Annotated in this window: 12 protein-coding genes; 9 read left to right on the top strand and 3 right to left on the bottom strand. The window is 39.5% G+C overall.

The window, feature by feature from the left end:
• Positions 1 to 317 precede the first annotated feature (317 nt).
• The 4 genes from AAEY57_RS17320 to cobU all read left to right on the top strand — a co-directional run bounded on the left by AAEY57_RS17320 (position 318) and on the right by cobU (position 3,484).
• Positions 318 to 932, top strand: coding sequence for a histidine phosphatase family protein (locus AAEY57_RS17320; RefSeq protein WP_350608358.1), 615 nt, complete (start codon positions 318 to 320; stop codon positions 930 to 932).
• 140 nt (positions 933 to 1,072) lie between these two features.
• On the top strand, positions 1,073 to 2,152 hold the full coding sequence (cobT, locus tag AAEY57_RS17315) for a nicotinate-nucleotide--dimethylbenzimidazole phosphoribosyltransferase (RefSeq protein WP_502935499.1): 1,080 nt from the start codon (positions 1,073 to 1,075) through the stop codon (positions 2,150 to 2,152).
• A gap of 4 nt (positions 2,153 to 2,156) precedes the next feature.
• Positions 2,157 to 2,960: an adenosylcobinamide-GDP ribazoletransferase gene (locus AAEY57_RS17310; protein ID WP_350608356.1), complete on the top strand. Its 804-nt coding sequence runs from the start codon at positions 2,157 to 2,159 to the stop codon at positions 2,958 to 2,960.
• Positions 2,957 to 3,484: a bifunctional adenosylcobinamide kinase/adenosylcobinamide-phosphate guanylyltransferase gene (gene cobU / locus AAEY57_RS17305; protein WP_350608355.1), complete on the top strand. Its 528-nt coding sequence runs from the start codon at positions 2,957 to 2,959 to the stop codon at positions 3,482 to 3,484. The genes AAEY57_RS17310 and cobU overlap by 4 nt, the downstream gene beginning before the upstream one ends.
• A 4-nt stretch (positions 3,485 to 3,488) precedes the next feature.
• On the opposite strand, the gene AAEY57_RS17300 is transcribed toward cobU, so the two are convergent.
• Positions 3,489 to 4,016 (bottom strand): sugar O-acetyltransferase, encoded by a 528-nt coding sequence (locus AAEY57_RS17300; RefSeq protein WP_350608354.1) that lies wholly within the window; start codon positions 4,014 to 4,016, stop codon positions 3,489 to 3,491.
• A 162-nt stretch (positions 4,017 to 4,178) separates the two neighbouring features.
• Between AAEY57_RS17300 and AAEY57_RS17295 the strand changes: the two genes are divergently transcribed.
• Together AAEY57_RS17295 and glmS are read left to right on the top strand one after the other, a co-directional pair.
• A complete protein-coding gene (locus AAEY57_RS17295; protein ID WP_350608353.1) occupies positions 4,179 to 4,943 on the top strand; it encodes a DeoR/GlpR family DNA-binding transcription regulator in 765 nt (254 codons plus the stop codon).
• 46 nt (positions 4,944 to 4,989) lie between these two features.
• The gene (glmS, locus tag AAEY57_RS17290) at positions 4,990 to 6,810 is read left to right on the top strand and encodes a glutamine--fructose-6-phosphate transaminase (isomerizing) (protein WP_008112790.1); all 1,821 of its coding nucleotides are present in this window, start codon (positions 4,990 to 4,992) and stop codon (positions 6,808 to 6,810) included.
• A gap of 54 nt (positions 6,811 to 6,864) precedes the next feature.
• On the opposite strand, the gene AAEY57_RS17285 is transcribed toward glmS, so the two are convergent.
• Complete coding sequence (locus tag AAEY57_RS17285) at positions 6,865 to 7,227, bottom strand: hypothetical protein (RefSeq protein ID WP_350608352.1); 363 nt, start codon at positions 7,225 to 7,227, stop codon at positions 6,865 to 6,867.
• A 418-nt stretch (positions 7,228 to 7,645) separates the two neighbouring features.
• Here AAEY57_RS17285 and AAEY57_RS17280 point away from each other — a divergent pair, with 418 nt between their 5' ends.
• From AAEY57_RS17280 to AAEY57_RS17270, 3 genes are all read left to right on the top strand, one after another.
• On the top strand, positions 7,646 to 8,836 hold the full coding sequence (locus AAEY57_RS17280; RefSeq protein ID WP_350608351.1) for an alpha/beta hydrolase: 1,191 nt from the start codon (positions 7,646 to 7,648) through the stop codon (positions 8,834 to 8,836).
• 101 nt (positions 8,837 to 8,937) lie between these two features.
• Complete coding sequence (locus tag AAEY57_RS17275; RefSeq protein WP_350608350.1) at positions 8,938 to 10,317, top strand: KAP family P-loop NTPase fold protein; 1,380 nt, start codon at positions 8,938 to 8,940, stop codon at positions 10,315 to 10,317.
• Between the two features lie 205 nt (positions 10,318 to 10,522).
• A complete protein-coding gene (locus AAEY57_RS17270; RefSeq protein WP_350608349.1) occupies positions 10,523 to 11,821 on the top strand; it encodes a DEAD/DEAH box helicase in 1,299 nt (432 codons plus the stop codon).
• A 98-nt stretch (positions 11,822 to 11,919) separates the two neighbouring features.
• On the opposite strand, the gene AAEY57_RS17265 is transcribed toward AAEY57_RS17270, so the two are convergent.
• A partial coding sequence (locus AAEY57_RS17265) for a S41 family peptidase (RefSeq protein ID WP_350608348.1) occupies positions 11,920 to 13,704 on the bottom strand: 1,785 nt, incomplete at its 5' end.

The following is a 13,704-nucleotide window of genomic DNA, read 5'->3' as shown; positions in this document are numbered from 1 at the left end:
AATAGCGAATTTTTTGCCTAGCTATCAACCCGTTTTTCCTGCCTCAAAATAGACCGCTTAATTAAGCGAATTGGTATAATGCCTACTCTAACGCTGTGGACGACACCACGACATCAAGGTAAAAGGAAAAGAATAAGACTAGAGCCTACTCTATATATTTGCTATGTGGCGTCTATAATGATCTATTAATAGATTACCTTGCCCTATATTTCCTTATGCATCACTTTATATTTTTACCTTTCAATAGATCCATAAAACGACAGCTGTTATGTTACTTCTGACCATTTAGATTTTAACTTATTTTAAAGTGAGTTGTGATGACACCATTCTATAGTCAAGTCTACTTACTAAGACACGGTGAACTTGAAGAACAAAATGTTCTGGCTGGGCATACCGATTTTTTACTCAGTGAGGAAGGTATTCAGCAACTGAAAATTGCATGCGAAGGTTTAGCCAATGTTGATCAAGTGTGTAGCTCGCCTTTAAAGCGCTGTAGCCAATTTGCTGATAGCTTTTCAGATGCTAATCACCTTCCTCTATACCTTATGGAAGGTATTAAAGAGTTTAATTTTGGTGATTGGGATGGGCGCAAATATGATGAGTTATGGCAGCTAGCAAGTGCTCCTACTATTGGTGATTTTTGGCAAAACCCTTGGTTTGTTTCTCCCCCTAATGGCGAGGACATGGCTGATTTTTATAGTCGAGTACATCATTGGTGGCAGCAGACATTAATTGATATAACTGAGAAAAAAATACAGTCGCAACTTGTTGTAACTCATGCAGGAGTTATAAAGCAATTACTAGCGATTATTTGCCAAATGCCTAAACAAATAAACTATCAAAATATATTTACAGTGGATTACGGTAAGCTGGTTTGTATTGATATTTTTGTTGATGAGCAAGGTATTACTTGGCCAAAAATTACGTTTTAATAACCCCTATTTAGACGTCTAGAAAGATATTAATTGAAATATTTACTGACCAACCGATAATAGGCTTCATTAATTTGAGGCGGCTTAAAAAAAATTTTCAATGTGATAACCGTCTTTTGCTGTTTTTCGCCACTATCTTTATAAGAGAGTTAAATACAATGTTCCATATTGCCAGCTTAAATGATCAATTTAATGATTTTATCGCGAATAAAATAAATCAAAAAACAAAACCATTAGGTGCACTTGGGCAGTTAGAACTTATAGCTACTCAACTAGTAACAATATTTAGTCAGCACATAAACAGTGTGAATGAATTTACAGCATTTGCGCCACAAATTAACCAGCCCACATTAATCGTTTTTGCTGGAGATCATGGGGTTGCAGCGCAGGGTGTTTCTATAGCACCGAGTGAAGTTACCTCTCAAATGGTAACTAATTTTGTGCATGGCGGCGCTGCCATTAATGTTTTTTGCCAGCAATTAGGGTGGCAGTTAGAAGTTGTTGATTGCGGTATTTTAATCCCTGTAGAGCATAAGAGCGTTCATAGTTTCCGACTAGGAAATATTACAAATGCTATTAATACTGATATGGCGATGACTGTAGAGCAAGTACAGCAAGGCTTTAATAATGCTAAACAGTTAATAAAATCAATTAATAATAAGGGTTGTAACACCGTTGCCTTTGGCGAAATGGGAATAGGCAATACCACCAGTGCAGCAGCAATAATGGCAGGGTTATTAAATCTACCGGCTAACCAATGCGTAGGTAAAGGTACTGGGGTAACGAATGATATTGTTGCTCGCAAAGTAACTGTTGTAGAACAAGCACTAGAATTACATAAAGAGAAGTTGAATCAGCCTATTGATTTGCTGGCCGCATTAGGAGGCTTTGAAATTGTGCATATCACTGGTGCAATGTTAGCTGCAGCAGAGCTAGGTATGGCAGTTATTGTTGATGGTTTTATTTGTACATCAGCTGCCATGGTTGCTATAAAAATTAACCCCGCAGTTAAATCGTATTTGATATTTGCTCATTGTTCAAACGAGCATGGTCATCAACTTATGCTAAATAAACTTAATGTAAGCGCTTTATTGCAGCTGGATTTACGTTTAGGAGAAGGCACGGGTGCCGCATTAAGCTTACCATTACTGCAAGCTTCTCTGGGTTTTTACAATCAAATGGCAAGCTTTACTGATGCTGGTGTTGAACAGGTTGTGTAATTAAATGAGTCAGCCAACAAACAGCAAAAGCAAAACCACGCAATGGCAGCTAATACAATTAGCTATGAGTTTTTTAACGCGTATTCCAATGCCTATTCGTTTTACAGTGACCAATTCTCATTTAAATAAAGCGAGCCGTTATTTTGCGTTAGTGGGTTTGATATTAGGATTACTACTTGCTCTGATTTATAGTGTTTTTGTAATGCTATTACCCGCTTCTTTAAGCGTAATATTGATGATGGCTTTAGGCTTATTGCTAACCGGTGCGTTTCATGAAGATGGCTGGGCAGACGTTTGGGATGGCTTTGGGGGTGGTTGGCAAGTTAAACAAAAACTAAGCATAATGAAAGATAGCCGTTTGGGCACTTACGGTGCAGCTGCTTTATTTATAATTTTATTAATTAAATATCAAGCCTTAGTATTGCTTAGCGAATCGTTTAGTACGGTCTTAATTGCAATATTGCTTGGGCAGTGTTTAAGTCGTGTAGTGGCAACCAGTTTAATTGTGAGCATGGATTATGTCAGTGAGGATACAACCTCAAAAGTTAAACCTATTGCTATGCATTTATCGTTTAAAAGCTTAATGACTTTAATATTAACCGGCGTTATTTTATTACTGCTCCTCATTGTCTTTAATTTAATTGCTTTGCAAACCGCTATTATTATTGTTGCTGTGTTACTTATTTTGCGCAGTATATTAATACGCTGGTTTAAGTATCAACTAGGTGGCTATACAGGAGACTGTTTAGGCGCGGCGCAACAAGTATCAGAAGTGGCTATTTACTTAACTATGGTGAGCCTGTTATGAGTACACAGCATGCGCTTATTTTAGGCGGGGCACGTAGCGGGAAAAGTAACTTTGCTGAGCAGTTAGCCATTAAAAGCAATAAACCCGTATTATATGTGGCAACAGGGCAAGCGCATGATGATGAAATGCAGACACGTATTGCTCATCACCAACAGCAGCGTCCAACTAGTTGGCAGTTAATAGAAGAGCCTTTAGAGTTAGCTAAAACTTTACAGCAACACAGTACTCCAACTAATTGTATTTTAGTAGATTGCCTTACGTTATGGCTTAGTAATTGTTTATGCCAAAGAAATACTCATTATTGGCAGCAGCAAAAATTGGCATTGCTGAATGTGCTAGAAACTCTGCCAGGCCAAGTTATTTTTGTAAGTAATGAAGTTGGCCACGGTATTGTGCCGTTAGGTGAGCTAAGCCGCCAGTTTGTTGATGAATCTGGCTGGCTTCATCAAGCTATTGCAACCAAAGTACAACAAGTAGAGTTTATTATGGCTGGATTAGCTCTCACCTTAAAAAGTGCGCAGTAGTAACTTATAGATCGCGAATTTTTTTTGCCGGATTGCCAGCTACAACCGTATTTTCGGCAATACTTTTAGTAACGACTGAGCCTGCGCCTACTACTACGTTATCACCAATTGATACCCCAGCAAGAATAATTACACCCGCGCCTACCCATACGTTATTGCCAATGGTTATCGGTGCTGCAAAGTTCTCTTTATTGAGCCGCTCTATGGGATTAACTGAATGAGATACGGCCAATAGTTGAACGTTCGGGCCAATTAAGCAGTCACTACCAATCGTAATCACACCTTCATTAATTGGTGCATCTAATACAGTGCAGTTAATGTTTATAAAAGTACGATCACCTATTTGTATTTGACTGCCATAGTCACAATGAAAGCCCGCTTCAATAATTACTCCATCACCACAGTGTGAGCATAATTCTTTTATTCGCTTTAAATTACCTTTACTGGGGCTTTTATTAAATAAGCGGCAAATTTCGTGCACAGTTTTACGCTGCGCTAGATTCTCTTTACTAATACTATTAAATGACTGCATATCAATTTTGTTTAACTTAAATAATGGTGCCTAGCTTAACCTACTTTAAGCATGATGATAATTTGAATAAAACTGCTTTATTTTTATGCATTCACTTGCCATTTATTATGTTTCGTTTAAAATCCCATAACTTTCGAAACGAAACTTAATAGCAGTTACTTTATGACCAAACGAAACACCCAGCAACGCCGTCATCTGATCCTTAGCCAAGTAAATGAGCTTGGTGAAGTGGCCGTTGAGACTCTTGCTGAACAGTTTCAAACATCAGAAGTAACCATTCGAAAAGACTTAACCGCGCTTGAGAAAAGTGGCTTGTTGCTGCGCCGTTATGGTGGGGCTATTGCGCTACCAAAAGAGATAGTAAGCGATGAGATTGATTCTAAGCGCAAAGTGGCCATTGCCAAAGCGGCAGCATCGCTTATAAAAGATCATAACCGCATTATTATTGACAGCGGCCGCACCACTGCAGCGATGATCCCTGAGTTGGCTACCAAGCAGGGGTTAGTTGTTATGACTAACGCCATTAAAGTGGCAACACGTTTATTAGCACTTGAAAACGAGCCAACCCTTTTGATGACAGGTGGCACGTGGGATCCGCATTCAGAATCGTTTCAAGGGCAAGTAGCTGAAAATGTTCTATGCTCATATGATTTTGATCAACTATTTATTGGTGCTGATGGCATTGATGTAGCGCGTGGAACAACCACGTTTAATGAACTTGTTGGATTAAGCCAAGTGATGGCTAAAGCGGCGCGCGAAGTTATTGTGCTGGTTGAGTCAGAAAAGATTGGCCGAAAAATACCAAATTTAGAATTACCGTGGCAAACAGTAACCACATTAATAACCGACAGTGGCTTAGCAAGTGATAAACGTGCAGCCATAGAGGCGTGTGGTGTAAAACTAATTTGCGCAGAAATTATGGAATAGCAACTAAAACGTAAGTTGCTAGAATTAAAAAATTAATGGAGACACTATGTGTGGAATCGTTGGGGCTGTTGCAGAACGTCCAGTAAATAAAATCTTAGTTGAAGGCCTTAAGCGTCTTGAGTACCGCGGTTATGACTCAGCAGGTGTAGCTTTACTTGAAGGCAATACACTGAATACAGTTAAAGCAGTTGGTAAGGTTGTAAACTTAGAGTCAGCACTTGAACAAGCTGGTGTTAGCGGCCACACAGGTATTGCACACACTCGTTGGGCGACTCATGGCGGTGTAACTGAAGCCAATGCTCACCCACATGTTTCAAGTAATCAATTAGCACTTGTACATAACGGAATCATTGAAAACCACGCAAGTTTGCGTGCAGCACTTAAAGGCGACGGTTACGAGTTTTTATCAGACACCGACACTGAAGTCATGGTGCATTTAATTCATCAGTTACGTCAGCAGCACACCACTTTATTAGCGTCAGTTCAAGCTGCCGTTAAACAGTTTGAAGGTGCATTTGGTACCGTTGTGTTTGATAAAGCGAATGATAACGAAATTATTGTAGCTCGCTCAGGTAGCCCGTTAGTTATTGGTTTAGGCCTTGGTGAAAACTTTATTGCTTCTGATCAACTTGCATTATTACCAGTGACTCGCAGCTTTATCTTCTTAGAAGAAGGTGATGTAGCGCGTATTACTCGCGACACTGTAGAAATTTTTGATGCAGATGGCAACGCGGTTGAGCGTGAAGTTGTTGAATCAAACATCACACAAGATGCATCAGGCAAAGGTGATTACCGTCACTACATGCTAAAAGAAATTTATGAGCAGCCACTTGCAGTACGTAACACCCTTGAAGGACGTTTAAACGACGACCGCGTAGCGATTGATGCCTTTGGCGACAGTGCACAGCAAATATTTAAAGACGTAAAACACGTACAAATTATTGCCTGTGGAACGTCATACCACTCAGGTATGGTTGCTCGTTACTGGCTTGAGCAATTTGCAGGTGTTAGCTGTAACGTAGAAATTGCCTCTGAGTTCCGTTACCGTCAATCGTTTGTACACGAAAATAGTCTGCTAGTAACGATTTCACAGTCAGGTGAAACGGCTGATACTTTAGCTGCACTGCGTTTAGCTAAAGAGCAAGGCTATATGGGGTCAATGACTATTTGTAACGTACCAGGCTCATCGCTTGTACGAGAATCAGACCTTGCCTTTATGACCAAAGCTGGTGCTGAAATTGGTGTAGCCTCTACTAAAGCATTTACTACGCAGCTTGTTGGTTTGTTAATGCTTACTGCGTCTATTGCGCAAGAAAAAGGCTTAGATCAAAGCACGATTGTTAACGCTATTAAACTGCTACCAGCTAAATTAGAAGAAACGCTATTGTTGGCTGATGGTATTGCAGACCTTGCAGAAGAGTTTGCTGATAAACACCACTCACTGTTTTTAGGTCGTGGGTCGCAATACCCAATCGCGATGGAAGGCGCACTTAAGCTTAAAGAGATTTCATACATTCACGCTGAAGCATACGCAGCAGGTGAGCTTAAACACGGTCCATTAGCACTTATTGATGCAGACATGCCAATTATTGTTGTAGCACCAAACAACGAATTGCTTGAAAAGCTTAAATCAAACGTAGAAGAAGTACGTGCACGTGGTGGCATCATCTATGTATTCGCTGATAAAGATTCACACTTTGAGTCAGACGACACCATGCGTGTGATCAACGTAAACCACGTAGATGACGTAATTGCCCCTGTTGTATATACAATTCCACTACAGTTACTATCGTACTATGTAGCGGTCATTAAAGGCACTGACGTTGACCAACCACGTAACTTAGCAAAATCGGTTACAGTTGAGTAAAATCAAATGGTTATAGATTTTGATTAATGTTAAAAAAGCGCTTAAGGCGCTTTTTTAATATGCGCGATTACCTAAGTCATAAGCAAAATAGCCATAGGCAATTATTAACATTAAACCTACAAATGATATGTGCATTATACGAGCTAAAATTAAATCTATAGGCCGCGCGTGTCTCAAAATCGCTTCATCATTAACTATCGTAGCTTTTACTGGCTTTTGCCGCCTTATTACTTTGCCATACATGCTCACTCTTATGCCCAGCCCTTTATCCCAAAGTGGCTCGTGTATCCCTTCCTCACGCATTTTTTTCTCTATGTGTTTCATTGAAATACGAGTGAAGCATAAGGTTGAAATGAGATAAGAGATTAATACAGGAAGCGACACTATAAAATAAATGATTTCGGGTATTTTATACATCGGTAGAAGAGCCTTTAAAAATGTTCTGAGGCGCAAAATCATTGCAATGTACTAGGTTTGTTTGATTTAAATGCAAATTAAATTGAGACATAAATATTCCCTTATAGTTTAATTAAATCCATATACTCGAAAAGTATCATATATGAGTTTTTTAAACTAAGAACATAAAGATTTCATTGCTAACGTTTAAACTATGATTTTTAATTATACAATTCCACTACAGTTACTGTCGTACTATGTAGCGGTCATTAAAGGCACTGATGTTGACCAACCACGTAACCTAGCAAAATCGGTTACAGTTGAGTAAAATCAAAAGGTTATAGGTTTTTATTAATGTTAAAAAAAGCGCTCAATGCGCTTTTTTTGTGCCTGAAACTCTGTTAGCTTAAGTAACTTATTATTCTCTAAGGGATTAGTTATGCGTTTATTAACCGTTATTTGTTTTTTTAGCTTTTTTGCTTTTAGTTCACAAAGTGCCTTTGCACAAGCTGGCATTAAACAGCAAAGTGCTGATGACTCTCAGTTCATGCACACTATTAAATCGGCTGTTTTAAACGAAGAACGCACAGTTGTCGTGCAATTGCCTAAAAGCTACCAAGCTCAGCCAAATAAGGTATACCCAGTTGTTTATCGCTTAGATGGAGCGGGTAATATACCGCTTGCAAGTGCTGTTATTGAGCGCTTACAAAATGATAATCGTGCGCCTGAGGTAATTATTGTCGCTATCGAAAACACTAATCGACTTAGAGATATGTATCCTACAGTGAACAAGGAACCTCAGGGCCCAGTTGGTGAAGGGGGCGGCGCAGCAAAATTTTTAGCGTTCTTTGAGCAAGAACTCATTCCTTTAATAAATAAGAACTATCGCACGCATGACTATAAAGTGATTGCTGGCGCATCTGCTGGTGGTGTATTTGCGCTATACGCGTTGCAGGCAAATCCCGAACTATTTCAAGCGCATATTGCGTATAGCCCTGCAGTTTGGTGGAATTATGGCGCAATGGTAAAAAGCACAAAATCGTTTATAACTAAAAACAAAGAGCTTAACAGTTACGTTTATATCAATATCGGCGAAGAAGCCGGCATAATGCGAGAAAGGTATGATGAATTACAGCAATCACTGCAATCGCATAAAGCGCGAGGGTTACGCTTTTTTAATGATGCGTTTGATGGCATCTCGCATGGCTTAACCACTGCTGCTGGCGTATTTAATGCCTACTACAACTTATTTTTACCTAAACAAATGCCTATAAGTACTTTAACTGACGATGTAGCCTCTATTGATGGTTATTACAAAACATTATCTCAACAATGGGGCGAGCAGATATCTCCACCAGACCGTGCTGTTAGATCACTCGGTTATAACCTAACGGGCAGCAAGCAGTTTACCCGTGCTATAGAGGTGTTTAAGTACAATATAAAAAACTACCCAAAATCAGTCGATGCGCTTTCAGCCTTATCCTACGGTTATGAAATGCAAGGTGATACTCGTCAAGCGTTTGAAAATATGGAATCTGCTCTAGCAATTGCAAATGACTCATATCCTTATATAAATTACTTAAAAGAAACTAGGGCTAGGTTACAAGCAGAACTTAGTAATGGTCGCTAAAGCAGAATCTAAATAAGCTAGTTATTCTTAATAGAAGTTAAAGTTTGTTTATTTATGATTCAATGACGATATATCTATAAACAAAATCAGGAACTCTGAAAATGGCACCATGGAATGACGATAAGCTAAATAGAAAGGAAGATGCAAAGTATCTAACTGCATACTTACTCAATCGATTTACAATAAAAAAAGATGAGCCTTTTGTTTTAAATATTGATGCAGAGTGGGGGTTTGGTAAAACCTATTTTCTTACAAACTGGCGAAGAGATTTAAAATCTGAAGGTTGTGAAGTTGTTTATTTTAATGCTTGGGAGAAGGACTTTACAGATAACCCTTTGCTTGGTTTTATTTCTGCTATTGATAAAGAATTAAAACCCTTTTTTGATAAAAAGGCTAATGCAAGCCAAAAAACTAAATGGAATAAATTTAAGCTTGCTGCTGCTCCATTGCTTTTATCCTTTATAGCAAAAAGATTGACAGGCAACTCTCTCGATCAAATAAACGAATTAATTGAGAGTGATGGTGAGGAAAACAAAGCTTCTAATATAGATAAAAAAGATACAAATAAATTAGTTGAAGGGCTAACAACTCAAGCAACAAATATTGCTTTAGAACATCAAGATAGTATTGAAAGTAGTATTACTACTTTTAAGGTTAATTTAGAGGCGATCGCTAAAAAGGCGGGTAATGATAAAAAACCAATTTTTATATTCGTAGATGAACTCGATAGATGTAGGCCTAGTTATGCTATTGAACTACTCGAGACGATTAAACATTTATTCCAAATACCCCGCGTTTACTTTGTGGTAGCTACCGCCTCCGAGCAATTAAGTCATTCGATCAAGGCTATTTATGGTAATAATTTTGAATCTAAAAAATACCTAAATAGATTTTTCGATCAAATTTATCATCTACCGTCACCAAATCGCTTGTCTTACTCAGAGTATTTATGGAAAACAGAGCTTATTAGTGATGATAAGTTAATTGCTGTACATAATAATGGTAACGCTTATTTGTTGGCTCAAACTGCGGTTTTATGTGATGCAGGTTTACGTGATATTGAGCAGGCAGTTAAGATTCTTCAAGCTATTCAATTAACGACTAAAGAAAGATTGTATACATTACCATTAGCATTTTTAGCGATATTAAAAATAAGTAAGCCAGAATTGTATAAAATCACGATTCCAATGTGGAAAAATAAGTTTCGAACTGATACTAACCAGCAAAATTGGGATATATTTATTAATAAAATGAATAATCCTGAGTCGAATTTGTACTCAAAGGTAGCTTCGGAAGGTAAGATTATCAGTGTTATAAGTAAGTTATTAGGAAAAAGTGGAGTTAAATCTACAGAAATTCAAAGAGGTACTGAAGAACTTGGAGATATGATCTTACATGACTTTAGTTGGAATCAAAATCAAGAGTTTTCAATAATACATTACCCTGAGTTAGTTGAGCGTGCAGGTCACTTTGTATCTTAGAATAGTAGAGACCTACCAAAACAAGTCTTTTATGACAAAGTGTGGGATAAGCTCTTATCTAAAAATATCAGAAACCTGCTCGTAACTTGTTGCGCGAATCGCGCAGCTGTTATCCATAAAGAGATTTAAATCACTAACCCCTACTTAATAGCTGCTAAATACGCTAAAATTACAGGCTATTTTTAGTAATGAGCCCGCACCTTTTATGACCTCATCCGCAAATCCTAGTAATTTCAACGAACTTGGCCTTATTCCAGAGCTAATTGCTCGTTTGTCTGATCTTGAATACACGCAACCTACGCCGATTCAGGCAAAAGCAATTCCAAGTATCTTGGCGGGAAGTGACTTAATTGCGGGGGCAAATACCGGCTCAGGTAAAACTGCAACCTTTGCTTTGCCTATGCTACAAACGCTATTTTTAGCGCAAGGTGCTAAAAAAACTGCTAGCAAAGGTAACTTTGTATCAGGGCTTATTTTGGTACCTACACGTGAGCTGGCAGTGCAAGTGGCTGATAGTGTTAAATCATACTCTGCAAACTTTAATGGCGCGATTAAAACGGTAGCGGTGTTTGGCGGTGTATCGGTTAATACCCAAATGCAGGCACTACGTGGCGGTGCCGATATTATCGTGGCAACCCCTGGACGTTTGCTTGATTTGATCTCAAGTAATGCCATTAAGCTGGATAAAGTTTCAACCTTAGTGCTTGACGAAGCTGACCGCATGTTAAGCCTTGGCTTTACTGAAGAGCTTGCTGAGCTATTGGCATTAATGCCGGCTAAAAAGCAAACCATGTTGTTTTCAGCGACTTTCCCAGAGCAAGTCACACAATTAACGCAAGAGCTGTTAACCAACCCTGTTGAAATACAAGTTCAAAGTAAAGACGAAAGCACATTAGTTCAGCGCGTTTTTACGGTTAATAAAGGCGAGAAAACCACGGTTTTAGCGCACTTAATTAAAGCTCATCAATGGCGCCAAGCACTTATTTTTGTCAACGCTAAAAAAGATTGTGAGCACTTAGCCAGCAAACTTGAAAAACGCGGCGTGAACGCACAAGTATTCCATGGCGATAAAGGCCAAAGCGAGCGTACTCGCGTAATTGAAAAATTTAAAGCGGGCGAAATAGAAGTACTAATTGCTACCGATATTGCAGCCCGTGGTTTAGATATTGAAAAGCTACCAGTAGTAATTAACTTTAACTTACCGCGTAGCCCCGCTGATTACATGCATCGTATTGGCCGAAGCGGCCGTGCCGGCGAGGTTGGTTTAGCGTTATCGTTAATTGATTATGAAGACTTCCACCACTTTAAAATAATCGAAAAGAAAAACAAACTACGTTTAGAGCGCGAAGAGGTAACAGGTTTTGCTGTAAACCAAGCGAATCTTGATGCAGCTGATGCCCTTAAAAACGACAAGCCAATGGCCAAACCAGAAGGCACAGGTAAGAAAAAGAAGAAAAAAGCCAACCAAGAAGATGATGTATGGAGCGGCTGGAGAAAAAGATAAGCCTTAATACATATAAGTCATTAAATCCAAGTCATAAAAAACCCTGCAAATTTGCAGGGTTTTTTTATTGGTATTAGCTTGTTTAGCTATGCAGCAAATTAAAACTTAGAAGGTGCTGGTGGTATCACTAAGGGTTGTTTAGGATTTTCTTTAAGCTCCTTTAATAACTCTTGTACAGCACGCTCTATTGATGGATCTTGGCCTTTATAAATAAGCTCTGGACGATCAATTACTTTAATATCTGGTGCAACACCTTCGTTTTCTATGATCCAGTTACCTTTTGTGTCTAAAATACGGAATGTAGCAGCAATTACTTGTCCGCCGTCTACAAGGCTTGGGTTACCAGAAATACCAATTAAGCCACCCCATGTACGGGTACCAATTAGCTTACCTAGACCAGCCTGGCGGAAGTAGTAAGGGATTGCGTCACCACCAGAACTTGAATAGCCATTTATTAGCATGGCTTTAGGACCATTGTGCGCAAACTGCGGTGTTTTAGTTGGCTCTACACCACGGCGTTTCCAATAGTTAAGCGGTTTACGCGCAAGCCAAGTGATCATATGCTCAGGAATAAAACCACCGCCATTGTAACGGTCATCAATAATCATGGCATCTTTGGTTGTTTGCGGCATGTAGTTTTTAAACATGGCGCGGTTACCCTCATAGGCTGTATTTGGCAGGTGCACATAGCCAATACGCCCATTTGATAGCTTATTAACGTAGGCTGCACGCGAGTTAACCCAATCTAAATAACGTAGACCTTGCTCACTGGCTACCGGTTTTACTGTTACTTGCCACGCACCTTTGCTACGCGGTTTGCTGTTTAGCACTAGCTCTACTTGCTCGCCTTGGGTGTTTTCAAGGAGTTCGTAAAAGTTAGCAACGTCTTTAACCGAGCGGCCATTTACCGCAATAATGTAATCGCCGTTATGTGCTTTTACACCAGTAGTCCCCAGCGGTGAGCGGAAATCGTCATGCCAGTTTTCACCTTTAAAGATTTGCTCTATTTTTACGTAACCAGATGGATCGCTTGCAAGCTTAGCGCCTAATAAACCGTGATTTTTACGTTCGGCTTTTGGCATATCGCCCGATTGCACGTAAATATGACCTGAGTTAATTTCGCCGGCAATTTCGCTAAGTACGTAATCAAGGTCGCTACGGTGGCTAATAGCATCAGCCATAGGTTGGTATTTAGCTAAAATAGCATCCCAATCTTGACCGTGGTGATTTTCGTCGTAGAACCAGTCACGCAGTGTGCGCCAGCCTTCTACGTACATTTGTTGCCACTCAGCTTGCGGGTTGATTTTAAGCGTCATTTTGCTTAAATCTAGCTTGTTGGCGTCTAGGTCTTGCTTTGGTTTAGACTCTATTAAGCTGTAACCGCCACTTGTGTGTACAAGTAGGTGTTCGCTGTTGCTCGATATAGTGTAATTGCTAACACCTTTGGCGACTGTTTCTAGCTCACTGTCGTGCTCGGTACCTATAAGTTGTAATGCGCCATTAGCAAGCGTCAGTACGCCGTCTTTTACTGCGGTTAAGCCACGGTAATCGCCCGCTGGCGCGTTAAGAGCGGTAACACGCTGCATAAAGTCGCTGCTTTGCAGTGCGTTTTTAACTTTTTTGCCGTCTTCTTTTTCATCTTCTTTATCTTGGACAATCGTGGTTTCATCACTTTGTAAGGCAATAAGCGGTTTAACACTATCGTTTACTGCAGCTGCATAAATACGAGTTGCACGATTAAACATGTAATCAAACTCGTAGCTACTAAATGCCAGGTTAAAGTCGCGCTCTGAGCTAAAGTAAAGGTATTGCGTATTCCGGTGATGGTGAACACCGATTCCGGTTTTATCGTGAACACTTAAATTCCACGCATTGGGTTCATG

This window comes from Pseudoalteromonas sp. MER144-MNA-CIBAN-0113, assembly GCF_040308965.1.
GTDB classification, from domain to species: domain Bacteria; phylum Pseudomonadota; class Gammaproteobacteria; order Enterobacterales; family Alteromonadaceae; genus Pseudoalteromonas; species Pseudoalteromonas tetraodonis.
This window is presented reverse-complemented; position numbering and strand designations above follow the sequence as displayed.